Below are 21629 nucleotides of genomic sequence, written 5' to 3' on the forward strand. Positions count from 1 at the left end.
CCCCTTCTCCAGGCGCTTGTAGATCATCACAAAGCCCTGGCCGTCCCAGTACAGGGCCTTGAGCTTGTCCCCGGCCCGGTTGCGGAAGACGAACAGCTCACCACTGAGCGGATCCCGCTCCAGGGCCTCAACAATCTCGGTACACAAACCATCGAAGGCCTTGCGGAAATCCACCGGCGCCACCGCCAGATGGATGGCCACACCCGTAGGCCAGGCGATCATGCCTCCAGGACCTCCATGGCTCGCTGCAGGGTCTGGGCACAAAAACCCGGATACAGTTCCAGGCGATGGCCATTGCCCAGGACCACTACCACCGGTCCAACGCCGGGCTGCGGTGACGGGGCCACGGGAGCGGGCTCGTCCTCCACTGTGCGGACCGTCAAGAAGTGCTGCATCCCGGCCGTCGGCTTCGAATGCGCGCACTCTGGCTCAGCCTCGGCCACCACCCACTCCGGGTAGCGCGCCGCCCATTGCGATAACTGCTGAGACGTTACCCCGTGCTGACGGGCGAAGGCCCCCTTACTCTGGCCCGAGGCCGCCCACTGTTGAACCAGATCCTTCCAGAAAGCGCGCTTGCGCTGTCGGATGCCTCTGTTCATACCGGCACACCCCTCTATTGCTTGAGATCGTGCCGGTGATGATGTGGGATTAGCGGGGACTATGGAATATGGGGGCTACCGGACGGATACGAATGCCTGTAGGGGTCGTTCGCGAACGACCCGGCGGTGTGTCCGGGGTTGATGGGGCCTGGCGGGTTGGCATGGGGGCATCGGATGCCTCCGCGGGGCGCTTCCCGAAGCGCCCGTACGGGGTGCGGTGCTCTCGAGGTTTCCAAGGGAGCCGGATACCCGGGGCGGGTAGGTGTACAGGGGGGGTTAGGACTGCACTGTATACCACTCCCCTGGTCCCAGACCATCCAGCGTCCATGAGCCCACGCGGTAACGGATCAGCCGCAGGGTGGGGTGGCCAACGGCGGCAGTCATGCGTCGCACCTGGCGGTTGCGGCCCTCGGAGAGGGTGAGTTCCACCCAGGCGGTGGGGATGTGACGACGCTCGCGGATGGGCGGGTCGCGGGGCCAGAGCTGCACAGGTGCGTCCATCAGGCGGGCGCGGGCCGGTTGGGTGGGCCCGTCGCGCAGTTCCACCCCCTTGCACAGGGCCTGCAGGGCGGCCTCGTCCGGGATGCCCTCCACCTGCGCCCAGTAGGTCTTGCTCATGGCGTGGTCCGGGTGGCTGATGCGTGCCTGCAGCTGGCCGTTGTCGGTGAGTACCACCAGGCCCTCGCTGTCCCTGTCCAGGCGGCCGGCGGCATACACCCCGGGGACCGGGATGAAGTCGGCCAGGGTCTTGCGACCCTCCTTGTCGGTGAACTGGGTGAGCACGTCGAAGGGCTTGTTGAACAGGATGACGCGGGCGGACTCCCTGCCTGAAGCCTGGGATTTGCGGGAAAGGGGTTTGCGGGAAGGGGTCATGGTTCAAAGGCCCATGGGATGGGGTGCGCGGCTGGTGAGGCTGCCCATGAACAGGATCAGCCCCATGCCCAGGATGAGCAGCCCGCCCAGCAGCCCGACCCCATGGCCGACGATCTGCGCCTTGAGGCCCGGTCCGCCGGAGAGCCGCGTAGCCAGGGCGCGGGCCTGCACCGCCATGATGGCCAGCATGGATACGGTGATGGCCGTGCCCACGGACATGGCCATCACGGCGGCGATGCCTGCGGCCCACAGCCCCATGATATGGGCCACCACCAGGACCAGGATGGCCCCGGTGCAGGGACGGATGCCCACTGCCGCGACCGTGGCCAGCATGGCCCAGAGGCTATCGGCACGGGCGGCCTGGCCCGGGTCCACGTGATGGGCGCAGCCGCAATCGGGGCCTTGCTCGTGATGGGCTGCATGAGGGGTGATGGATGGCGCCAGGGGTGCGGGTGCCCCCGACGGTGAGGGTGGCGCCATGAACACCGGGGCGGCACCGGCTGCGGGGGAGGGCGAGGGCGCAGGCTTGCGGCGCCGCTCCCGGATCATGCGGATCAACTGCCGCAGTGCCCGCAGCACGAGCCAGGCCCCCAGCAGGGCCACCAGGGCAAAGCTGGCCTGCTCCAGCATGGGCGCCTGAGCCATGGCGTCCCGGGCCGTGCGCCCGACGATGAAGAGCACGGCGGCCACGGCGATAACGGCAGTGAGCCCCTGCATCAGGGCGGCGGCGAAGGACAGGGTGAGGGCGCGCCTGAGGTGTTGTCGGTGGGTGAGCAGGTAGGTGGTGATCACCGCCTTGCCATGCCCGGGGCCCGCGGCGTGAAAGATGCCGTAGAGGAAGCTGATGAGGATCAGCGCGCCGGCATTGGCCGCGGTGGGGGCGGTCTGCAGGGCCTCCATGCCATCGGCCAGCTGGCGATGCAGGGCCCGTTGCTGGGTGATGGTCCAGGCGACGAAGCGGTCCAGGAGGCTGTCGGCTTCCATGGCCTCTGCCGGGGCATCCTGCGCCTGTGCGCTTTCCTGGGCCGGGGCGCCGCCGGTGAGTGGGGAGGCGGTGGCATGCCCGAGTGGGAGCAGGGTGGCGATGAGGAGGATGAACAAGGTGAGGAGGCTCCAGGGGCGGCCCGTACCCCAAGCCTTCGTTCCTTCCACCCTCACCCCAACCCCTCTCCCGCCAGCGGGAGAGGGGCTCACCTCCCTTCTGCATTCGGCGGAAGAGGGGCTCGACGACCCCCTTCTGCCTTCGGTGGGACAGTAGCTTGACTCCCTTCTCCCCTCTGGGGAGAAGGGCCGGGGATGAGGGGCGCGGCGGGCACTCAGCGGGAACATTCGATGGTCACCCGTTCGGCAAAGTGTTTACCCATGTCAGGGTCGCCCTGTTGGTCGTAGTCGAGCACGGCGGCCCGGGCCACCAAGGCGGGGTCGGGGCGCGGGATGCGCAGGTCCATGTCGCAGCGCTCGGAGCCGCCCTCCAGATGGACGCCGCCACTCTCGGCATGCAGGATCTCGATGAAGTAGGTGGGATCGAACACCGCATACTTCAGGGGCGCATCGGTGGGATCCAGGGGGTGCTGGAAGCTGAGCGTGAAGCTCAACTCCAGGCGACGCTGTTTCTGCACCAGTTGGGGGTCTTCTGCCCTGGCGTCCTGGATGGCGGTGTCCCCATGGTGAATCTCGGTGAAGTGATGATAATCATCCAGGTTCTCGATGATCTTGCGGGCGATGCTGTCGAGACGCTCTTCCTGGGTGTCTCCGCTGGCATCCTGGGCCATGTCGTCCAGCAGGAAGGTGCTGTAGAAGGGGTCCATCAGCCAGGCCTGGCGTAGTTGGGTGATGTGGCCATCCGCATTGAAGACGGCGGTGACCTGCAGGTCGATCCAGGCATGGGGGTGGCTGTGGGCCGGGGCCGCCCAGAGCAGGGTGAGCAAGAGTCCGCCCACGACTGCCTGGCGAAGGCGATGGGCAGGGCGTGGGCAATCTCCGGGGCTGGCTGGGCGGCTGTTCATGTTCATGGTCTCGACATACCGACAAGGCGATGGGTGGCTGAAAGGCCTGGGGCCGTTCCCGATGGGCGCGAACGGATGAGGTGCAGGTCTTGTGTTCGTGTCTCTCTGTACGGGCGCTTCGGGAAGCGCCCCGACGGCGTGTAACTTGTCATCGGCGTATCCCGATGGCCTGGTGATTTCCGGTGCTCCGTTTGGGGTCGTTCGCGAACGACCCGTACGGGTGGGCGCCGTGGGGGCGTGGGCACGTTGTCCTGTCAGATGCTTTCCCAGTCAAACCGCCGGGAGGGTGGCAGGGCCAGTTGGTCCATCAGCGCTTCCAGGCGGGCCCCATCCGGACCTCCGCGCTCCAGATCCAGCCCTGTCGGCAGATCTGCCTGAAGGTGGATGCCCGTGAGTTGGCGGGCCAGACGCACTGTGTCGCGGTGGGTATCCACCAGCCCCATCAGGCGCCGGGCGCCGCGGAGGGGCATGTGGGCAATGGCCGGGATGTCCGCCAGCAGGGCCTCCAGGGTGTCGGTGCGGCGCAGCAGGCGGGCCGCCGTGGCCATGCCCACGCCGGGGATGCCGGGGATATTGTCCACCTTGTCTCCGGCCAGGGCCAGCTGATCCGCCACCTGGTCGGGGCGTACCCCCAGGCGTTTTTCAATGCCCCGGGGGTCGAGCCGCTGACTGCGATGCGGATCCCACCACACATCCCCTTCGTGGACGAGTTGGGAGAGGTCTTTGTCGCCGGTGACCAGTACGACCGCGCGACCCGCCTGGCGTTCCCTTGCGGCCAGGGTGCCAATGAGATCGTCGGCTTCAAAGGTGGGGCTGGAGAGGTGGGCCAGGCCCAGGGCGCTCACGAATTCCCGGCACCAGGCGAACTGGCGCTTGAGCTCTTCCGGGGCCGGGGGCCGGTTGGCCTTGTAGGCGGGGTAGAGGGCATGGCGATAGGAGGTGCCTCGGCTTTGGTCGAAGGCGAACGCCACGCGGGCGGGGCGTTCGCTCTGCAGCAGGGTGTGCACGAAGCGCACGAAGCCATGGACCGCGTTGGCCGGGTGGCCATCGCGGCAGGTGATGGTCTCGGGCAGGGCGAACCAGGCGCGAAAGACGAAGATGCTGGAGTCGATCAGATAGGTGGGTGTGTTCACCGGTGGGAGTCTACCCGCCGCGATGCAGCAGGGCCATCCTGGCGGTGCCCCCCGGTGCCCCCGGTGCCAGGGTGCCAGGGTGTCAGGGTGTCAGGGTGTCAGGGTGTCAGGGTGCCAGGGTGCCAGCCGGTGCCCCTCCTGCCAGCGGTGGTTGCCCGTGGGAGCGGCCCTGGCCGCGAATACTCTGTCGAAGCCCCGGTTGCCTGAGCTTGATGTCCGGGGCAGAACCCCGGTGGGGCCGTATCTCTGTCCGCGGGACGCCGTGAATACATCCTTGTAGGCTTGACCGCCGCATCCATGCGGCGAACACCCGCTCCCGGAGACACGGCCCCACCGGGGTTCGGGTACATCGGTGGCCTCTTCATGGGAAAAGCCTTCGCGGCCAGGGCCGCTCCCACGGGGGCGAGGTCGTACCTGCGTGATGGGGTGGGTTTTGTTAACGTGTATGCAGGGGGCGTGATAAACCGCGATGCGGCTTTACTTTTGTCCGTCCCGGTCACAGCATTGCAATCATCAGACAGGCGGAGGAGTTCCCATGAAGATCAATGTGGAGGTGGATGCCACCCCCGAAGAAATCCGTGCCTTTCTTGGCTTGCCCGATGTGGCGCCCCTGCAGCAGGAGATGATGGAAGATCTGTCCAAGCGCATGCGCGAGGGACAGCAGGGTTATGAATCCCTGGCGATGATGCAGCCGCTGATGCAGAGTGGCGTGGCCAATATGGATGCCATGCAGAAGCTGTTCTGGCAGGCCTTTACTCAGAGTGGCAACAAGGATGACAACAATAAATAGGCCTGATTGACAGGTCATGCGTTGGCCCAACAGTGTGGGCCATGCGGAAAACCAAGGGGTGGGGGTGTATCCTTTGTCCGTCTTCGAGCAGCGGGACCACAAGTGCTGCTGCTCGGGGCCGAGCATTTACACCAAATTAAAGACCTTACTGGAGGTAGCTTCATGAAGAACCCCATGCGCGTCGCCGTTACCGGCGCTGCTGGCCAGATCTCCTACAGCCTGCTGTTCCGCATCGCCTCGGGCGATATGCTGGGCAAGGACCAGCCGGTGATCCTGCAGTTGCTGGAAATCACTCCGGCCATGGACGCGCTGCGCGGTGTGGTCATGGAACTGGAAGACTGCGCGTTCCCGCTGGTGGCGGGGATCACCACCTCCGACAAGCCGGAAGTGGCCTTTGACAAGGCGGATGTGGCCCTGCTGGTAGGCGCCCGTCCGCGCGGCCCGGGGATGGAGCGCAAGGATCTGCTGGAGGCCAATGCCGCCATCTTCTCCGAGCAGGGCAAGGCGCTCAATGCCGTGGCCAGTCGTGATGTGAAGGTGTTGGTGGTGGGTAACCCGGCCAATACCAATTCCCTGATCGCCCAGCGTAATGCCCCGGATCTGAACCCGCGCAATTTCACTGCCATGACGCGTCTGGACCATAACCGTGCCATGGCGCAGCTGGCAGGCAAGACCGGCGCTTCCACCACCGACATCCAGAAGATGATCATCTGGGGCAATCACTCCGCCACCCAGTACCCGGATATCAGTCAGGCCGTCGTGAAGGGTGATGCCGCCTCTGGTCTGGTGCCGCGTGACTGGTACGAATCGGACTTCATCCCCACGGTGCAGCAACGTGGCGCCGCCATCATCAAGGCGCGTGGTGCCTCCAGCGCCGCCTCGGCCGGCAGCTCCGCTGTGGATCACATCCGCGACTGGGTGATGGGGACGCCGGACGGCGACTGGGTGAGCATGGCCGTGCCTTCCGATGGCAGCTATGGCATTGAGAAGGGCCTGATCTATTCCTTCCCGGTGACCTGCAAGGATGGCGATTACAGCATCGTGCAAGGGCTGGAGATTGATGACTTCAGTCGCGAGCGCATGCAGGTCACGGAGCAGGAGTTGCGCGAGGAGCGCGACGGGGTGGCGCACCTGCTGCCCTGATCAGAAGCGGGGGGCAGACCCGCCCCTCTTTCCCCCATATTGAGCCCCTCTCCCCTGAGGGGTGAGGGGCGAGGGCCGGCACAGTGCCTCCCCCACCCCCTCATCCCCAGCCCTTTTCCCCCATGGGGGAGAAGGGAGCTTCGGAAGCAAAAAGGGGACAGACACCTTTTCCGCGCGCCAGCGGCGCGCACGGAAAAGGTGTCTGTCCCCTTTTTGCTACTCCAGGATGCGCAGATCCGCCGGGTGGCGGATGCGGATTCGGGGTTGGCCTCGGTGGGTGTAGACGAAGCCGCGGCCTTCCACTCGCTCGCCTCGTAGGGCGTCGATGTCCAGGTCGGGGAAGTACTGCATGTCTTCCCGGTCGATGCGAAAGGCTACATCCCCTTCCAGATTGATCCAGTGGGCGCGTTGGCTCTGCCCCAGGCGGACCACCTCTCCTGTCACGATGCGAAAACCCTCGGCGTCGCGGGGCAGTTCCTCTGCCTCGAAGGCCTCCAGGTGCTCCAGTGACCAGACCTTCAGGGCCTCGGCGCGGGCCAGGGCCTCGGCGTCGCGGTAGCAGTCCAGGTGCCAGTCGTTGGGGGGGATGGTCATGGCGGTGGCCAGCCCCTGGCGCAGCAGCAGGGCGGTGATGGACTGGCCGTCAGGTGTGAACAGGTGGGCCAGGGTGCGTTGATAGCGGTCCTTGCGTTCCGCGTCATGCACCAGCAGCACCCGATGGTCGTGGTCCCGCAGCAGCTCCATGAGCGTGTCGCGGGCCTCGTGAGCGTAGGGTTCGGCCGTTTGCTCGTGCCAGAAGATCTCCGGCGTATCCAGGCCGATGAGCCGCACCCGGGTGCCGTTGGTCAGGCGCACGCTGTCGCCGTCATAGACGTGATTCACCTGCCCCTGGTTGATGCGGCCCTGAGGGCCTCCGCAGCTGTCGGGCAGGTCGGCTGCGTGGGCTGTGCCCAGACACAACGCAACAAGGGCGCCGACCCATGGCGCCCTTGTGCTCCATCTCATCTTTCCTGCCATGGGGCGAGCCCCGGGTGTTACATGCCGTAGCGGCGACGGAACTTGTCCACCTGCCCAGCCGTGTCGAGCATCTTCTGCTTGCCCGTGTAGAACGGGTGGCATGCAGAGCAGACTTCCACGTTCAGGGCGTCGCCTTTGTGAGTCGAGCGGGTCTGGAACGCGTTCCCACAACTGCAGGTCACGTTCACTTCATGGTAATCAGGATGAATTTCCGGCTTCATGCAAGCACCCTCGAAAGCCTGTAGCGCTGAAAAAAGACGAGTAATATACTGGACCTCGCTCCGGGTGGCAAGGCCCGCCCAGGCGGACCGATGGGTCCGAAAGATCTGCCGCTCGGTTTAGCCGCCATTTTCCAAACGACGCTTGAGCCTTTGCAGCTAAATCCTCCCCAACGCTTCATTTTCTTCTCTTTTCCACAAAAGCTGTGGATAAGTATGTGGATGAATTGGGGTAAAGTGCCTCCAGGGCGCGTGCCGTCAAGGCTTGAGTCAGATCGGTCATTTTTTGTACATGTTTCTAACTTTTTGTTTTTATTGGAGTTTAATTTGTTCAGCGTGACCTGTTGCGGTCTGGAAGAGAAGCGTGTATGCACCGCGGTGCCCACGGTGGCCAGTGTGTATAAATATCCGTGTTTACCGGCGGGTATCCGCGCTGAGGGGGCATCGTGAGCAGCCCGCAGGCGATTGTGCCCCAGGTGGGTTTTGTCAGCCTGGGCTGCCCCAAGGCATTGTCGGATTCCGAGCACATCCTGACGCGTCTGCGGGCGGAGGGCTATGGCATCACCGGTGCCTACCAGGACGCCGATCTGGTGGTGGTGAACACCTGTGGATTCATCGACGCGGCAGTCACCGAGTCGCTGGAGGCCATTGGCGAGGCCATGGCGGAGAACGGGCGTGTGATCGTCACCGGGTGCCTGGGGGCGGACGCGGATAAGGTGCGTGCCGCTCATCCAGGAGTGCTGGCGGTCTCCGGACCCCACGCCTTCGAGGCAGTGATGGGGGCAGTGCACGAGCATCTGCCCGCCCCGCACGACCCCTACCAGAGCTTGGTGCCGCCACAGGGGGTGCGACTCACGCCTCGCCACTACGCCTACCTGAAGATCTCCGAAGGCTGCAATCATCGGTGCAGTTTCTGCGTGATCCCGCATTTTCGCGGGGATCTGGTGAGCCGCCCGGTGGGCGAGGTGATGGCGGAGGCCGAGCGGCTGGTGGAGGCCGGGGTGCGTGAGTTGCTGGTGATCTCCCAGGACACCAGTGCCTACGGGGTGGATGTGAAATATCGCACCGGTTTCTGGGGCGGTCGCCCGCTGCGCACCCACGTGCAGGACCTGGCCCAGGCCCTGGGTAGCCTCGGGGTGTGGGTGCGCCTGCATTATGTCTATCCCTATCCCCACGTGGATGACCTGATCCCGCTGATGGCCGAGGGCCGCATCCTGCCCTACCTGGATGTGCCCCTGCAGCATGGCAGCACGCGGGTGCTCAAGGCGATGCGTCGGCCGGCGGCCACGGAGCGGGTGCTGGAGCGGATTCATCGCTGGCGCGAGATCTGTCCGGATCTGACCCTGCGCAGCACCTTCATCGTCGGCTTCCCTGGGGAGACGGAGTCCGATTTCGAGCAACTGCTGGAGTTTATTCAGGAGGCGCAACTGGATCGGGTGGGATGCTTTGCCTATTCGGCGGTGGAGGGCGCGCCGGCCAACGCACTGCCCGACGCCGTGCCCGAGCCGGTGAAGGAGGAGCGCCTGGCGCGCTTCATGGAGGTGCAGGCGGGGATCAGTCAGGCGCGGCTGGCCCGCCATGTGGGGCAGCGCCTGACGGTACTGGTGGATGAGATCGATGCCGAGGGCACGGCGATTGCCCGTTCGGCGGCGGACGCGCCGGAGGTGGATGGTCTGGTGTTCGTGGAGGAGGGCCAGGGGCTGGCTGTTGGGGAGTTTGTGGAGGTGGAGGTGGAAGAGGCCTCCGAGCATGATCTGTTTGGCAGGCGCACCTGAATCTCTCTTATCCCCTTGGGGGAGAAGAGCTGGGGAAGAGGGGGGCGGTGGGTACGGTGCGGACGACGGCCCTCACCCCAACCCCTCTCCCGCAGGCGGGAGAGGGGCCTCTGATGCGGGGAGTATGTCTACTGGCTCGGGTGCAGCCCACCCGGCAGCAGCTTGCCCAGGCCCAGCTGATTGAGCATGCACACGGCCTTGGCACCGGCACGCTCTCCCAGGACGGCGTGGATATGACTCTCCCAGTCGGGTTCGGCGGTGTCCAGGAGGTTCTTCAGGTACAGGCCGGCCTCGGTCTCGCCCTCCAGGTCCAGGCGGCGGCTGAAGAACAGGGTGTCCGGGTCCTCGGCCCGGGCGGCCAGGCGCCAGAAGTCTTCCAGGCGGCCGCGGATGCGCACGTCCCAGTCGTCATCCGCCTTGCAGTCCCAGGGGCTGACGCCGCCTTCCTTCACCAGAAAGCAGATCCCGCCCGGGTGGTCCGTGACCGAGAGGCAGATGCGCTTGCCTTCCAGTGGGCCCAGTTCCTCCGCCGCCGGTTGCCCCTTGAGCAGGTGGTTGACCAGGGTCGAGAAGAGCCGGGTGTGAACGGCGTCGGGCAGCAGTCGCAGGGCGACGCCAAGGGGGAGTAGAACGGGGGGGGTGGGCAGTTGCATGGTGTCGGGTACCTATCGAGAAGGGCGGTGTGGCCTTGAATCCTTGGCACAATTCTAGCGGGGATTGGGTTGTGTCCCAAGCGGGGGGATCAGGTCAACCATTGATCCAGGGCCGCCAGGCGCTCCGGGGTGCCGATGTCCAGCCATTGCCCGGGGTGATGTTCACCGGTGACCTGGCCACGGTCCATGGCCTGGCGTAGCAGTGGAGCCAGGGGGAAGGCCCCGGTGGGCGTGTTCGCAAACAGGGCAGGACGGTACCAGCCCATGCCGGAAAAGGTCAGGCAGGGGACCATGACCTCTCCTTCGTTCAGCACCCGTTCCCCGCAAAGCCGAAAGTCTCCCTCGGGATGATGCGATGGGTTGTCCACCAGGATCAGGTGGGCCAGGGTATCGCGGGACAGCGCAGGCGGGGTGAGCGGGTGGTCGCTCCAGACATCTCCATTGATGACCAGGAAGGGGTCGGATGCCAGCAGGGGCAGGGCCTGACGAATGCCGCCGCCGGTCTCCAGGGCCTCGGGCTCGGGAGAATACTCGATGTTCAGGCCCCATGTCCGGCCATCACCCAGGTGCTCGCGGATCTGTTCGCCCCGCCAGGCCAGGTTGATGACCACGTGCCGATAGCCGGCAGCCGCCAGTCGCTCAAGGTGATGCACGATCAGCGGGCGGCCGCCGGCGCAGAGCAGGGGTTTGGGGGTGTGATCGGTGAGCGGGCGCATGCGCTCGCCACGACCGGCGGCCAGGATCATGGCATGCATGCTCAGGTCTCCGGTCGAATCTGGGTTTGGAGAGGGGGCTGATCGGAGCGTGCCAATACCCCGGCCTGGAGGGCCAGGCGGTGCTCGGGCGGCAGGTAGGTGTCGAACCACTGACGTACCGGCGTGAGCGCCGGATGGGCCAGTTCCTGTTCCAGCAGGCGCCACAGCCGCGGCAGGTGGCGCAGATACGAGGGTTTGTTATCACGTCGCCACAGGCGGGTGAAGATGCCAATGATCTTGGTGGTGCGTTGCGCCCCCAGGATCCAGAAACTGTCGTCCAGGGTGTTGGCGTCCAGGCCCGGGAAGGCATCCCGGTAGCGGGCCACCATGGTCTCGGCCACGGTGGGATCCACGTCCCGGCGGGCGTCCCTCAGCAGGGAGACCAGGTCATAGGCGGGTGAGCCGATCAGGGCATCCTGGAAGTCCAGCAGGCCGCAGGCGGCGACACCCTGGCGGCCCGCCAGCACCATCAGGTTATCCACGTGATAGTCTCGCAGCACCAGGGTGGGGGGAAGTCGATACACCGGCTCCAGTGCCTGGCGCCAGGCCTGCTGGAATCTTTCCTGTACGTGGGTGTCACATCCTGCGTGAAAGGCCTCGGGCCAGTACCATTGGGTGAATAGATCGGCTTCGCGCAGCAGCGCAGTCTCGTCGTAGGGGGGGATGCGACGGGTATGGTGGCGTGACCAGTTGCGATGCAGTTCCACGAGTGTGTCGGTGGCCAGTCGGTATAGACCCGCCTCGTCGGCGCCCTCACCCAGGGCGCGACTGAAGGTGTGATCGCCCAGGTCTTCCAGCAGAAGAAATCCCTGGCTCCGGTCAAAGGCATGGATGCGCGGCGCGCTGAGGCCCAGTTCCTGCAGGATTTCGGCGATATGCACGAAGTCTTCGGCGGATTCCCTGTCGGGCGGGGCATCCATGATCACCCGGGAGGCATTGTGGTCCCGTAGGCGGAAATAGCGGCGAAAGCTGGCATCGGCCGAAAGCAGGGTGGGCGGGGGCGTGTCGGGCCCCAACAGCGCCTGGAGCCATTCTTGAATGGCCTCCAGGCGCGGGTCTGCTTCGATGGTGGCGACTGTCATGGGGGGCAGGGATCTCCAGAGCGGTGGTTCTTGCGCCGTGTCATTATTACATGCCCGCGGCCTGAGCCAATGCCCCCTGCCCATTGACCGACGGGGTGATGCTCGGGTGATCATAATAGCGTCGGTCCCTGCGGCCGCGTGTTTTCCATGGGCGCCCACAGGCGCAAAAGGTTATCCGCATGAACCAACCGAACTGGGCCATCTGGCCCGGCAGTCCCTATCCCCTGGGTTCCACCTGGGATGGTGAAGGGGTGAATTTCGCGCTGTTTTCCGAGCACGCTGAGCGGGTGGAGCTGTGCTTGTTCAGCGAGAGTGGTCGGCGGGAGCTGGAACGCATTGAAATGCGGTGGCAGACCGATCAGGTCTTTCACTGCTATCTGCCGGAGGCGCGTCCGGGGCTGCTCTATGGCTACCGGGTGCATGGCCCTCAGGAGCCAGCCGCCGGGCATCGGTTCAATCCCAATAAACTGCTCATCGATCCCTATGCCAAGGCCCTGTATGGGCATGTGAAATGGAATGATGCGCTGTTTGGTTATCGCATCGGCGCCGACGAGGCGGATCTGGTCATGGACCCCCGGGATTCCGCTCCCGGCATGCCCAAGTGCCAGGTCATTGATACCGCTTTCACCTGGGGGGACGACAAGCCTCCCAAGACCCCCTGGCACGAGACGGTCATCTACGAACTCCACGTCAAGGGCTTCACGGCCCAGCATCCCAAGGTGCACCCGGAGCTGCGTGGTACCTATGCCGGGCTGGCCACGGCCCCGGTGGTGTCCTATCTGCAGCGCCTGGGCGTGACCGCGGTTGAATTGATGCCAGTGCATGCCTTTCTGGATGACCGGCACCTGGTGGAGAAAGGGCTGCGCAATTACTGGGGCTACAATTCCATGTCCTTCTTCGCGCCGGACATGCGCTATAGCGCCTCGGGGCACGTGAACGAGTTCAAGACCATGGTCAAGACCCTGCACTCGGCGGGGATCGAGGTCATCCTGGATGTGGTGTACAACCACACGGCCGAGGGCAGTCACCTGGGCCCCACACTGTCATTTCGTGGCATCGACAACAGGGCCTACTACCGGCTGGTGCACGACGAGCCGCGCTATTACATGGACTACACCGGTTGCGGCAATACCCTGAACATGCAGCACCCGCGGGTGCTGCAGCTGATCATGGAGTCGCTGCGCTACTGGGTGCAGGAGATGCACGTGGATGGTTTCCGCTTCGACCTGGCCTCGGCGCTGGCGCGTGAACTGCACGAGGTGGATCGTCTGGGCGCCTTCTTCGACATCATTCACCAGGATCCGGTGCTCTCCCAGGTGAAGCTGATTGCCGAACCCTGGGATCTGGGTGAGGGAGGATATCAGGTGGGTAACTTCCCGGTAGGCTGGACCGAATGGAACGGGCGTTACCGGGATACGGTGCGTGCCTACTGGAAGGGCGAGGATGGTCTGATCGGCGACATGGCCTATCGTCTTACCGGTTCATCGGATCTGTACGAGTCCAGTGGCCGGAGGCCCTACGCCAGCATCAACTTCGTGACCTGTCACGATGGCTTCACCCTGGATGACCTGGTGAGCTTCAACGACAAGCGCAACGAAGCCAATGGCGAAGAAAACCGGGATGGCGAGAGCCACAATCTCTCCTGGAACTGTGGCGAGGAGGGGGCCACCCGCAACAAGCACATCCTGGATCTTCGGGCGCGGCAGAAGCGCAATTTTCTTTCCACCCTGTTTCTCTCCCAGGGCATTCCCATGCTGTTGGCCGGGGATGAGCGCGGGCGCAGTCAGCAGGGCAATAACAATGCCTATTGTCAGGACAACGAAATCTCCTGGATGGACTGGGCCCTGGATGAGTATGGGCGCGACCTGCTGCCGTTCGTGCAATACCTGATCACCCTGCGGCGCGAACACCCGGCACTGAGGCGGCGGCATTTCTTCCAGGGGCGTCCCATCATGGGGGCCGGGGTGAAGGACCTGGCCTGGATCCGCCCCGATGGCGAGGAGATGGACGACGAGGACTGGCAGCAGGGTTTTGCTCGCAGTCTGGGCATGTTCATCGCGGGGGATCTGTTCGAGGAGTATGACGAGCGCGGTCGGCGGGTGCGGGATACCGATATGCTGCTGTTAATGAATTCGGATCACGAAGCCATTTCCTTTCGACTGCCGGCCAAGCCGGAGCGCACCCGCTGGGATGTGCTCCTGGATACGGTCTACCCCCGCGGGCCCCGTCCGGACCATCGCAAGTTCCACAGCCACGAGGTCTATCCGTTGCAGGGGCGCTCCCTGGTACTGATGGTGAATGCCAGCCGCCCCGTGCCGCGCACCAGCAACGGGATCGAGTAAGGGCTGTGCCTTACGTGCCGCACAGCCGCCATTCGGGTACCTGCGGCAGGTAATTCACCCAGGTGTCGATGCGCCCGTCCGGGAAAAGGTCCAGACGCCGGTAACCGGGGGGCAGGTCGTCCAGGCGCGGGGTCTGGCTCCTGGGGGCAAACTGGGCACCGGTGGAGGGCGCGCACAGCAGACGCACGCCGTTGCGAGTCCTGTCCACCGCCTGATGGGCGTGGCCGAAGAGCACGCCGCGCACCTTGTCGTGCTCATCGATGACGCCCAGGAAGTCATCGGCATTGCACAGCCCGATGCGGTCCATCCAGGGGCTGCCGACGGGGATCACCGGGTGATGCAGACAGATCAGTGCATGGCTTGATGGGTGGCGGGAGAGACTCTCTTCCAGCAGTTCCAGCTCGGCCTCGTCCAGCTTGCCGTGGCTTGCTCCGGGCACCGTGCTGTTCAGCAGTACAATGAGCCAGTCGCCGAGGCTGAGGATCTTGCCGCAATGCAGGTTGCTGGCCGCGAGGGTGTCCTCCATGAGATCGGCATCGTCATGGTTGCCGGGCAGGCAATGCACTGGGCAGGGCAGGGGGCTGAGTTGTCTGCTGACCCGCTGGTAGGCCTCGGGTACCGGCTCGTGGACCAGGTCTCCGGTCACGAGCACTCGATCCAGGTGCGGCTCCTGCTGCTTGACCTGGGCGAGCACACGCTGGAGGCTATCATCGGTGTTGATGCCCGAATCCATGACATCGCCCGGCTGCGGGCAGAGGTGGAGATCGGTGATCTGAAGGATTCGCAGTGGTCTGACTTGCGCGCCCGTGTAGCTCATGATGACTACCTCCGTGAGCAGGGGTAAGGCAATTTCCAGACAAAAGGTGTATAAAAAGACACCGCTCTGTCTCCGGATGGGCGGATTATAACCGAAATCTTTGACAATGCTTTGACGGAACCGTCACGGCCCGGCGACACAGCACGCCAAGGAGTCCCCTGATGTCCAACCTGACTACGCCAATGGATGAGCGTCTGCAGGCGTATATGCGCTCGGTCACCTTGCGCGAGCCCGCCCTGTATCGGTGCCTGCGGGAGGAAACCGCCCATATGCCCGAGCACAACCTGCAGGTGGCGCCCGAGCAGGGTCAGTTTCTGGGGCTGCTGGTGGAATTGCTGGGAGCACGTCGCATCCTGGAGATCGGTACCTTCACAGGCTATAGCGCCCTTTGGATGGCGGGGGCCATGCCTGAAGACGGGGAGCTGGTGTGCTGCGACATCAGCGAGGAGTGGACGGCCATCGCCCGTCGTTACTGGGCCGAGGCCGGACTGGCCGATCGCATTGATCTGCGCCTGGCGCCGGCTCTGGACACCCTGGATGGCCTTCTGGCAGACGGCCAGGCGGGCCACTTTGATCTGGCCTTCATCGATGCCGACAAGGCCAATTACGTGAATTACTATCGGCGTTGCCTGCGTTTGATGCGCCCGGGCGGGGTGGTCTGTCTGGACAATACCCTATGGGGTGGCCGGGTGGCCGACCCCAACGACCACGAACCCGATACAGAGTCCATCCGCGCCTTCAATGCCCTGGCCCACGAGGACCCGAACGTGACCCTGAGCCTGCTGCCCATCGGGGATGGTCTCACCCTGGCGCGCAAGCGCTGAGGCCTCTCAGGCGAGCTGACGGCGCTTGTACCGGGGCTGGAGCGGCTTGATGAAGATCTTGGAATTTCGCTGGATGTTGTACATCTGCTGCCGGCTGATGGGCAGGGACTGGATCTCCCCGGGTTCGAACCCCCGCTCCCGGAACCAGTGCGCGGTGCGGGTGGTGAGCACGAACAGCCGGGTGATGCCCAGGTCGCGGGCCTGGGCCTCCAGGTGTTCCACCAGCATGTCGGCCCGGCCACCGCCGCGGTGATCCGGGTGCACCGCCACACAGGCCACTTCCGCCACGGCCTCCTCGGTTGAGGGGTACAGGGCGGCACAGGCGAGGATCATGCCGTCGCGCTCGATGACATAGAACCGCTCGATCTCCAGTTCCAGTTGCTCGCGGGAGCGCCGCACCAGGATACCCTCCACCTCCAGGGGCTGGATGAGTTCCAGGATGCCACCCACATCCTCGATGGTGGCCTGACGCAGGCGTTCGTAGTTCTCCCCGGTGATCAGGGTGCCGGCCCCCTCGCGGGTGTAGAGCTCCATGAGCAGGGCGCCGTCACGGTGACGGTCCACCAGGTGTACGCGCTCCACGGATTGGCGCGAGGCGCTGATGGCACATTTCAGGTGCGCGGCCAGCTCCTCGGGCAGGCGGCGACGACCGTTCAGGAGCGCCTGGGCCTGATCCGCGGTCATCTGCGTGATGGGGCGTCGGCGGGTATCGCGCAAGGCGGGGGTATCGCTGAAGAAAATCAGTTTATCCGCCCCCAGGGCCGTGGCGGCGGCGGTGGCCACGTCCTCGGCGGTGAGGTTGAAGATCTCCCCTGTGGGGGAGTAGCCCATGGGCGGCAGCAGGACCATGTCGCCGGCTCGCAGGTGGTGTTTCATGCCCTCGGTGTCCACCCGCCGGACCTCGCCCGTGTGCTGATAGTCCACGCCACCGCGCACCCCGAGGGGGCGGGCGGTGACGAAGTTGCCGGATGAGACCCGAACCCGCACCCCGGACATGGGGGTGTTGGCCAGCCCCATGGACAGCAGGGCCTCGATCTCGGCGCGCAGCGAACCCGCGGCCTCCTTGACCGCCTGCAGCGCGGAATCGTCAGTGAGCCGCAGGCCGTTCACGTACTGTATCTGTGCCCCTCGGGCACGCAGCCGCTCCTCGATCTGTGGACGCGCCCCGTGCACCAGGACCAGTCGCACACCCAGGGTCTGAAGGATGGCGATATCGTGCAGCAGGGTGGCAAAGCCCGGTTGCAGGGCTGCCTCGCCACCGAAGCAGATGACGAAGGTACGTTCCCGGTGGGCATTGATGTAGGGGGCGGCGTCCCGAAACCAGGCGACATGGGGGGAGGTGGGGGTTTTCTTCAAGGCCATCAGGTCCTTAGGCGGTACGGGCGTTTGCGGCACGATGATAAGCAATTGCGCGCCCCGCTGCCAAATGCCAGTGCGCTGCCCCTGCACGGGCCGGGGGTGGCACCGATCTTGTTCCGCGGACGTTACGGATCGATACAGAACCGGTGGATCAGTCCGCGCAGGATCTTCAGCATCGGGTCGATGCGGTCCAGGGCCAGGTATTCATCCGGTTGATGGGCCTGGCGGATGTCCCCGGGACCCAGGATCACCACGTCCATGTCCATCTGGCGCAGGAAGGGGCCTTCCGTGCCAAAGGCCACCGCCTCGGCGGTATGGCCGGTGAGGGCCTCGGTCGCCCGCACCAGTTCACTGTCGGCGGGTGTCTCCATGGGGGGGATGCCCGGGATCAGGCGAAAGACTTCATGATCCAGGCCCGTGCCCTTCAGCGCTTTCCTCACCCGTTCGCTCAGGGTCCGGCGCAGCGCGTCCGGGTTCATGCCGGGGAGGGGGCGCAGGTCGATATGGAGCTCGCACTGGCCACAGATCCGGTTGGGGTTGTCGCCGCCGTGGATGTGACCCAGGTTCAGCGTGGGGACAGCCACCTGAAATTGCGGGTTCCGGTGGGCGGCCTGGAGTTCGTCCCGCCAGGCCAGGATCTCGTTGATCACCCGGTGCATGCCCTCCAGGGCGCTGTTCCCCAGGCTGGGGTCGCTGGAATGCCCGGCCCGGCCATTCACTCTGATGCCCTCCATGAGGATGCCTTTGTGCATGCGCACGGGACGCAGGTTGGTGGGCTCGCCGATCAGGGCCTGTCGTCCCAGGGGCTGCCCGGCCTCGGCAATGGCCCGGGCACCGCGCATGGAACTCTCCTCGTCCGCCGTGGCCAGGATCACCAGCGGGTGTCGGAAATCCTTTGGGTCAAAACCAGCTGCCGCCTCCAGGGCCAGGGCAAGGAAACTCTTCATGTCACAGCTGCCCAGGCCGTAGAGACGGTCATCCCGGACGACGCCCTGGAAGGGGTCCTGGGACCACAGGTGCGGGTCGCAGGGTACGGTGTCGGTGTGCCCGGCCAGTACCAACCCCCCTGGCCCTTGGCCCAGGCAGGCCACCAGGTTGGCCTTGTCCGCCACGCCCTGCAGGGGCTTGATCTCCACCCGAAAGCCTCCTGCCTCGCACCATCCTGCCAGTGCGTCGATCAGTGGTTGGTTTCCCATGTCGTAAGCCGGCGAGACGCTGCTCACCGAGGGGATTTCGATGAGCCGCTTGAGCATGTGCATGAGGTCAGGCTGGTGCATGACAGGGCTCCAGGTGAGTTTTCTCCAAGATACGCTGCCTGGCCCAGGGCAACAATGCGAACCCGGTCGGAATATGAGGCGGTGTATCGCGAGCGTGACAGGTGTGCCTGTCTCCCCGCAGGCCAGGCCTGAAAGGGGTTTCCTGATGTTGGGCTATGTGCTTATGCCTTGAGGTGTAACAGCATCTGAACAGGTTTCGACCCCCAAAATGTGCACTTATGGACATTGCTGCGCCTGATGCGTTTCAAGGTGTTGTTTTGGAGTGATTTTTTTGTTTTGGTCTGCTTGTTGCAGAGGTGGGTTTACGGACTGGTAAGGCCCTTCGCCCGCCGGCCGGACGACAGCTCAAGTGAGGAGGAATGATTTCATGACGACGTTCAAGAAGACCGCAATCTCCGCAGCCATTGCCCTGGCCTTCGGTATGTCTGCCCCAGCTTGGGCGGATGCTGCCAACACCGGCGAAGGTGAGTTTGGGGATCAGAATTCCTACAATGCCAGCGAATCCTTCAATACTCCGATTGCTGACTCAGGCAACACCAGCCTGACTGACTCTGCCAATGACAGCTCGGACAATAGTGTGAGTGACTCGGCCAACACCAATGTGGCCGACTCCGGGAATGATAACTCCCAGAGTGATGCCAGCACCAATTTGGCGGACTCGGGTAACACGAATGTCGCCGATTCCGGGAACGATAATTCCCAAACGGATGCCAGTACCAATATCGCAGACTCCGGGAATGATAACTCCCAGGCGGATGCCAGCACCAACGTTGCGGACTCTGGCAACACCAATATTGCCGACTCCGGTAATGACAATTCTCAGAACGATGCCAGCACCAGCCTTGGTATTTCGGATTCCGGGAATGATAATTCCCAAACTGATGCCAGTACCAATGTTGCCGACTCCGGCAATGACGCTTCCAATAACAGCAATAACCAGTCCTGGGCCGATTCGCTGAACGACAATTCCGATAACAGCAACAACTCGGATAACAGCAATAATTCCGACAACAGCATGGCCTGGACGGACTCGCTGAACGATAACTCGGACAATAGCAATAACTCCGATAACAGCAACAATTCGGACAACAGCAACAACTCCGATAACAGCATGGCCTGGACGGACTCGCTGAACGATAACTCCGATAACAGCAATAACTCGGATAATAGCGATAATTCCGATAACAGTAACAATATGGCCTGGACGGACTCCAACAACGACAACAGCAATAACAGCACGAACGATAGCGGCAATACCAGCGATTCTGGTAACGTCAGCGATTCATTCAATACGGATGCCAGCACCAATGTGGCCGATTCTGGAAACGACAATTCTCAGAACGATAACAGCACGAACATCGCTGATTCCGGGAACACCAATATTGCGGACTCCGGGAATGACTCGTCGGATAACTCCGATAACAGCATGAACGACAGCAACAATGTCGCGAACAGTAACAACGATAACTCGAACAGCAGCGTGAATAACAGTAATAACGTCGTGGACAGTAATAACGACAATAGCATCTCCACCGATAATAGTGTCACCGATTCGTTCAACATTGGTGCCATGGTGGTGAGCGAGAATGATCTTGGTGGTGCGGTGACCAATACCTCGCTCCACATTGAGTCCGAATCTTCTTATTCGGCCTATAACACCATCGGTGAGGGTGGGTTGAGCAACTCCGCGGGTATTACCCAGGTGTCCCAGAACAGCGGCACCAACAGTCTCACCCAGCAGCAGGTGTCCGTGCAGGCACACCTGGGCCTGGGTCAGTAACCCCCGCGCCTGACGTCTGTTGAGAGGTGACCAGAGGCGGTGGGCGGACGACCACCGCCTCTGGTCCCGGCCAACTCCAGGACCCAGGAGGTGAAGGGTGATGGGCGCCAAGCGAGGTAGTGCATGGGGGAGAAACGGTTTTCCCCTGGTGTTGATGTTGTTGGTGACGGCCCCCGTGTTGGCGCAGACTGAATCACTGCACTTGCCGGCGGCCGTGGGCGCGGAGACGCTGGGGAATCAGCGCGCCATGTATAACATTTCTTCCGTACAACTGGGTCACATGACATCCAATGCTCAGTTGTCCAATACTCAAATGCAGGGGGCCTTTGCCAGCGGCGACAACGTGCTGGGTACGGGGGCTTTTGATCATGCCCAGGGGATTAGCACGGTGATCCAGAACTCCGGTCACAATGTGATCATCCAGGAATCCCTGATTCTCAATGTCAATGTGGCGCCATAATTTCATGGCGAGTGTCAGCCAGTGGAGTCGAGTGTTTACCGTAGCGATCACTTGGGGTGCATTGGCTCTGGTCATGCCGCAGATAGGGCAGGGCTCGGGGATGGTCCATATTCCGGGAGCCATGGGTACTCACGAGATGTCGGTGACCAGTCTGCAGGGTATGCGTTTCAAAACGGTGGTGCGCCAGCGATATGACTTCAGTTGCGGGTCGGCGGCTCTGGCGACCCTGCTGACTTATCACTACGATCGATCCACCGGGGAACGCGAGACCTTTGACACCATGTACGAGATGGGGGATCAGGCGCGCATCCGGGAGCAGGGTTTTTCAATGCTGGATATGAAGCGTTATCTGGGTACTCAGGGCATCGCGTCGGATGGTTTCCGAATCCCCCTGGAAAAGTTGGAAGAACTGGGCATTCCCGCCATTGCCTTGGTGGATATTGAAGGGTATCGCCATTTCGTTGTGGTCAAGGGTATTCGGCGTGACCGCGTGCTGGTGGGGGATCCCGCCTTGGGAGTGAAAGACTACGGTCGCACGGAGTTTGAGGCGATTCGCAGTAACGATATTCTTTTCCTGATTCGTGACCGCCTGGACTTGGGGCGCGAACATTTCAACGCCCCTGTGTCCTGGGAGGCCCTGACCACGCCCCCCTATGGCACGGCCCTGGCGCGTGATGGGCTGGCAGATTTTCTTCTGGCTCTGCCACGCCATTCTGACTGGTAGCA

General features: G+C 63.6%; 22 protein-coding genes and 1 pseudogene. 9 read left to right on the plus strand and 14 right to left on the minus strand.

Annotated elements, in window-relative coordinates; all coding sequences use genetic code 11:
• From tnpB to BMY52_RS02610, 6 genes are all read right to left on the minus strand, one after another.
• Positions 1 to 222 (minus strand): IS66 family insertion sequence element accessory protein TnpB (gene tnpB / locus BMY52_RS02585; RefSeq protein WP_143050407.1); only part of this gene is annotated, 222 nt, incomplete at its 3' end.
• Positions 219 to 599, minus strand: a complete 381-nt coding sequence (gene tnpA / locus BMY52_RS02590; RefSeq protein WP_090250559.1) for an IS66 family insertion sequence element accessory protein TnpA — start codon at positions 597 to 599, stop codon at positions 219 to 221. The genes tnpB and tnpA, both read right to left, overlap by 4 nt.
• A 276-nt stretch (positions 600 to 875) precedes the next feature.
• A complete protein-coding gene (locus BMY52_RS02595) occupies positions 876 to 1472 on the minus strand; it encodes an rRNA large subunit pseudouridine synthase E (RefSeq protein ID WP_090250562.1) in 597 nt (198 codons plus the stop codon).
• Positions 1473 to 1475: 3 nt separating this feature from the next.
• Positions 1476 to 2573 carry a nickel/cobalt transporter gene (locus BMY52_RS02600; RefSeq protein ID WP_245740522.1) on the minus strand — a complete coding sequence of 366 codons (1098 nt, stop codon included), beginning with the start codon at positions 2571 to 2573 and terminating at the stop codon, positions 1476 to 1478.
• Positions 2574 to 2788: 215 nt separating this feature from the next.
• The gene (locus BMY52_RS02605; RefSeq protein ID WP_090250569.1) at positions 2789 to 3478 is read right to left on the minus strand and encodes a DUF1007 family protein; all 690 of its coding nucleotides are present in this window, start codon (positions 3476 to 3478) and stop codon (positions 2789 to 2791) included.
• 254 nt (positions 3479 to 3732) lie between these two features.
• A complete protein-coding gene (locus BMY52_RS02610) occupies positions 3733 to 4611 on the minus strand; it encodes a 5'-3' exonuclease (protein ID WP_090250571.1) in 879 nt (292 codons plus the stop codon).
• A gap of 535 nt (positions 4612 to 5146) precedes the next feature.
• Between BMY52_RS02610 and BMY52_RS02615 the strand changes: the two genes are divergently transcribed.
• On the plus strand, positions 5147 to 5401 hold the full coding sequence (locus BMY52_RS02615; protein ID WP_090250574.1) for a DUF6489 family protein: 255 nt from the start codon (positions 5147 to 5149) through the stop codon (positions 5399 to 5401).
• Between the two features lie 162 nt (positions 5402 to 5563).
• Positions 5564 to 6544, plus strand: coding sequence for a malate dehydrogenase (locus tag BMY52_RS02620; RefSeq protein ID WP_090250577.1), 981 nt, complete (start codon positions 5564 to 5566; stop codon positions 6542 to 6544).
• A gap of 216 nt (positions 6545 to 6760) precedes the next feature.
• Here the strand turns inward: BMY52_RS02620 and BMY52_RS02625 are convergent, their stop codons facing one another.
• Complete coding sequence (locus BMY52_RS02625; RefSeq protein WP_245740523.1) at positions 6761 to 7426, minus strand: thermonuclease family protein; 666 nt, start codon at positions 7424 to 7426, stop codon at positions 6761 to 6763.
• Between the two features lie 152 nt (positions 7427 to 7578).
• A complete protein-coding gene (rpmE, locus tag BMY52_RS02630) occupies positions 7579 to 7782 on the minus strand; it encodes a 50S ribosomal protein L31 (RefSeq protein ID WP_090250583.1) in 204 nt (67 codons plus the stop codon).
• A gap of 90 nt (positions 7783 to 7872) precedes the next feature.
• On the opposite strand from rpmE, the gene BMY52_RS15085 reads away from it, so the two are divergent.
• Together BMY52_RS15085 and rimO are read left to right on the plus strand one after the other, a co-directional pair.
• A complete protein-coding gene (locus BMY52_RS15085) occupies positions 7873 to 8229 on the plus strand; it encodes a hypothetical protein (protein WP_143050408.1) in 357 nt (118 codons plus the stop codon).
• Positions 8226 to 9554 (plus strand): 30S ribosomal protein S12 methylthiotransferase RimO, encoded by a 1329-nt coding sequence (gene rimO / locus BMY52_RS02635; RefSeq protein WP_425429217.1) that lies wholly within the window; start codon positions 8226 to 8228, stop codon positions 9552 to 9554. Before BMY52_RS15085 ends, rimO begins: the two co-directional genes overlap by 4 nt.
• 128 nt (positions 9555 to 9682) lie before the next feature.
• Here rimO and ubiT read toward each other — a convergent pair whose 3' ends face one another.
• The 3 genes from ubiT to BMY52_RS02650 form a co-directional block, all read right to left on the minus strand.
• Complete coding sequence (gene ubiT / locus BMY52_RS02640; protein ID WP_090250588.1) at positions 9683 to 10207, minus strand: ubiquinone anaerobic biosynthesis accessory factor UbiT; 525 nt, start codon at positions 10205 to 10207, stop codon at positions 9683 to 9685.
• A gap of 89 nt (positions 10208 to 10296) precedes the next feature.
• Positions 10297 to 10962: an N-acetylmuramate alpha-1-phosphate uridylyltransferase MurU gene (gene murU, locus BMY52_RS02645; protein ID WP_090250590.1), complete on the minus strand. Its 666-nt coding sequence runs from the start codon at positions 10960 to 10962 to the stop codon at positions 10297 to 10299.
• Between the two features lie 2 nt (positions 10963 to 10964).
• Entirely contained in the window at positions 10965 to 12044 is a 1080-nt protein-coding gene (locus BMY52_RS02650) for an aminoglycoside phosphotransferase family protein (protein WP_090250593.1), read from the minus strand.
• Between the two features lie 179 nt (positions 12045 to 12223).
• On the opposite strand from BMY52_RS02650, the gene glgX reads away from it, so the two are divergent.
• The gene (glgX, locus tag BMY52_RS02655) at positions 12224 to 14386 is read left to right on the plus strand and encodes a glycogen debranching protein GlgX (protein ID WP_090250596.1); all 2163 of its coding nucleotides are present in this window, start codon (positions 12224 to 12226) and stop codon (positions 14384 to 14386) included.
• A 10-nt stretch (positions 14387 to 14396) separates the two neighbouring features.
• Here the strand turns inward: glgX and cpdA are convergent, their stop codons facing one another.
• Entirely contained in the window at positions 14397 to 15203 is an 807-nt protein-coding gene (cpdA, locus tag BMY52_RS02660) for a 3',5'-cyclic-AMP phosphodiesterase (protein ID WP_090250598.1), read from the minus strand.
• A gap of 161 nt (positions 15204 to 15364) precedes the next feature.
• Here cpdA and BMY52_RS02665 point away from each other — a divergent pair, with 161 nt between their 5' ends.
• Positions 15365 to 16027, plus strand: a complete 663-nt coding sequence (locus BMY52_RS02665) for an O-methyltransferase (RefSeq protein WP_090250601.1) — start codon at positions 15365 to 15367, stop codon at positions 16025 to 16027.
• Positions 16028 to 16033: 6 nt separating this feature from the next.
• Here the strand turns inward: BMY52_RS02665 and argA are convergent, their stop codons facing one another.
• Both argA and argE read right to left on the minus strand, forming a co-directional pair.
• A complete protein-coding gene (argA, locus tag BMY52_RS02670; protein ID WP_090250604.1) occupies positions 16034 to 17389 on the minus strand; it encodes an amino-acid N-acetyltransferase in 1356 nt (451 codons plus the stop codon).
• A gap of 122 nt (positions 17390 to 17511) precedes the next feature.
• On the minus strand, positions 17512 to 18663 hold the full coding sequence (gene argE / locus BMY52_RS02675; protein ID WP_090250606.1) for an acetylornithine deacetylase: 1152 nt from the start codon (positions 18661 to 18663) through the stop codon (positions 17512 to 17514).
• Between the two features lie 421 nt (positions 18664 to 19084).
• Between argE and BMY52_RS15980 the strand changes: the two are divergent.
• The 3 genes and pseudogenes from BMY52_RS15980 to BMY52_RS02690 all read left to right on the plus strand — a co-directional run.
• Positions 19085 to 19825: pseudogene (locus BMY52_RS15980) on the plus strand (hypothetical protein); the annotation flags it as partial.
• Positions 19826 to 20543: 718 nt separating this feature from the next.
• Positions 20544 to 20903, plus strand: coding sequence for a hypothetical protein (locus BMY52_RS02685; protein WP_238627235.1), 360 nt, complete (start codon positions 20544 to 20546; stop codon positions 20901 to 20903).
• Positions 20904 to 21003: 100 nt separating this feature from the next.
• On the plus strand, positions 21004 to 21627 hold the full coding sequence (locus BMY52_RS02690) for a C39 family peptidase (RefSeq protein ID WP_245740524.1): 624 nt from the start codon (positions 21004 to 21006) through the stop codon (positions 21625 to 21627).
• The last annotated feature ends 2 nt before the right edge of the window (positions 21628 to 21629 follow it).

Origin of the sequence: Ectothiorhodospira marina (assembly GCF_900109495.1) — a bacterium.
Lineage (GTDB): Bacteria > Pseudomonadota > Gammaproteobacteria > Ectothiorhodospirales > Ectothiorhodospiraceae > Ectothiorhodospira > Ectothiorhodospira marina.

Coding starts and splice junctions, on each gene's coding strand:
- ubiT (WP_090250588.1), bottom strand. CDS start 10,207: ATGCAACTGCCCACCCCCCCCGTTCTACTCCCCCTTGGCGTCGCCCTG.
- rpmE (WP_090250583.1), bottom strand. CDS start 7,782: ATGAAGCCGGAAATTCATCCTGATTACCATGAAGTGAACGTGACCTGC.
- BMY52_RS02595 (WP_090250562.1), bottom strand. CDS start 1,472: ATGACCCCTTCCCGCAAACCCCTTTCCCGCAAATCCCAGGCTTCAGGC.
- BMY52_RS02620 (WP_090250577.1), top strand. CDS start 5,564: ATGAAGAACCCCATGCGCGTCGCCGTTACCGGCGCTGCTGGCCAGATC.
- cpdA (WP_090250598.1), bottom strand. CDS start 15,203: ATGAGCTACACGGGCGCGCAAGTCAGACCACTGCGAATCCTTCAGATC.
- BMY52_RS02690 (WP_245740524.1), top strand. CDS start 21,004: ATGGTCCATATTCCGGGAGCCATGGGTACTCACGAGATGTCGGTGACC.
- BMY52_RS02605 (WP_090250569.1), bottom strand. CDS start 3,478: ATGAACAGCCGCCCAGCCAGCCCCGGAGATTGCCCACGCCCTGCCCAT.
- tnpA (WP_090250559.1), bottom strand. CDS start 599: ATGAACAGAGGCATCCGACAGCGCAAGCGCGCTTTCTGGAAGGATCTG.
- argE (WP_090250606.1), bottom strand. CDS start 18,663: ATGCACCAGCCTGACCTCATGCACATGCTCAAGCGGCTCATCGAAATC.
- BMY52_RS02615 (WP_090250574.1), top strand. CDS start 5,147: ATGAAGATCAATGTGGAGGTGGATGCCACCCCCGAAGAAATCCGTGCC.
- BMY52_RS02665 (WP_090250601.1), top strand. CDS start 15,365: ATGTCCAACCTGACTACGCCAATGGATGAGCGTCTGCAGGCGTATATG.
- BMY52_RS02685 (WP_238627235.1), top strand. CDS start 20,544: ATGGGCGCCAAGCGAGGTAGTGCATGGGGGAGAAACGGTTTTCCCCTG.
- glgX (WP_090250596.1), top strand. CDS start 12,224: ATGAACCAACCGAACTGGGCCATCTGGCCCGGCAGTCCCTATCCCCTG.
- argA (WP_090250604.1), bottom strand. CDS start 17,389: ATGGCCTTGAAGAAAACCCCCACCTCCCCCCATGTCGCCTGGTTTCGG.
- BMY52_RS15085 (WP_143050408.1), top strand. CDS start 7,873: ATGGGTCCGAAAGATCTGCCGCTCGGTTTAGCCGCCATTTTCCAAACG.
- BMY52_RS02650 (WP_090250593.1), bottom strand. CDS start 12,044: ATGACAGTCGCCACCATCGAAGCAGACCCGCGCCTGGAGGCCATTCAA.
- murU (WP_090250590.1), bottom strand. CDS start 10,962: ATGCATGCCATGATCCTGGCCGCCGGTCGTGGCGAGCGCATGCGCCCG.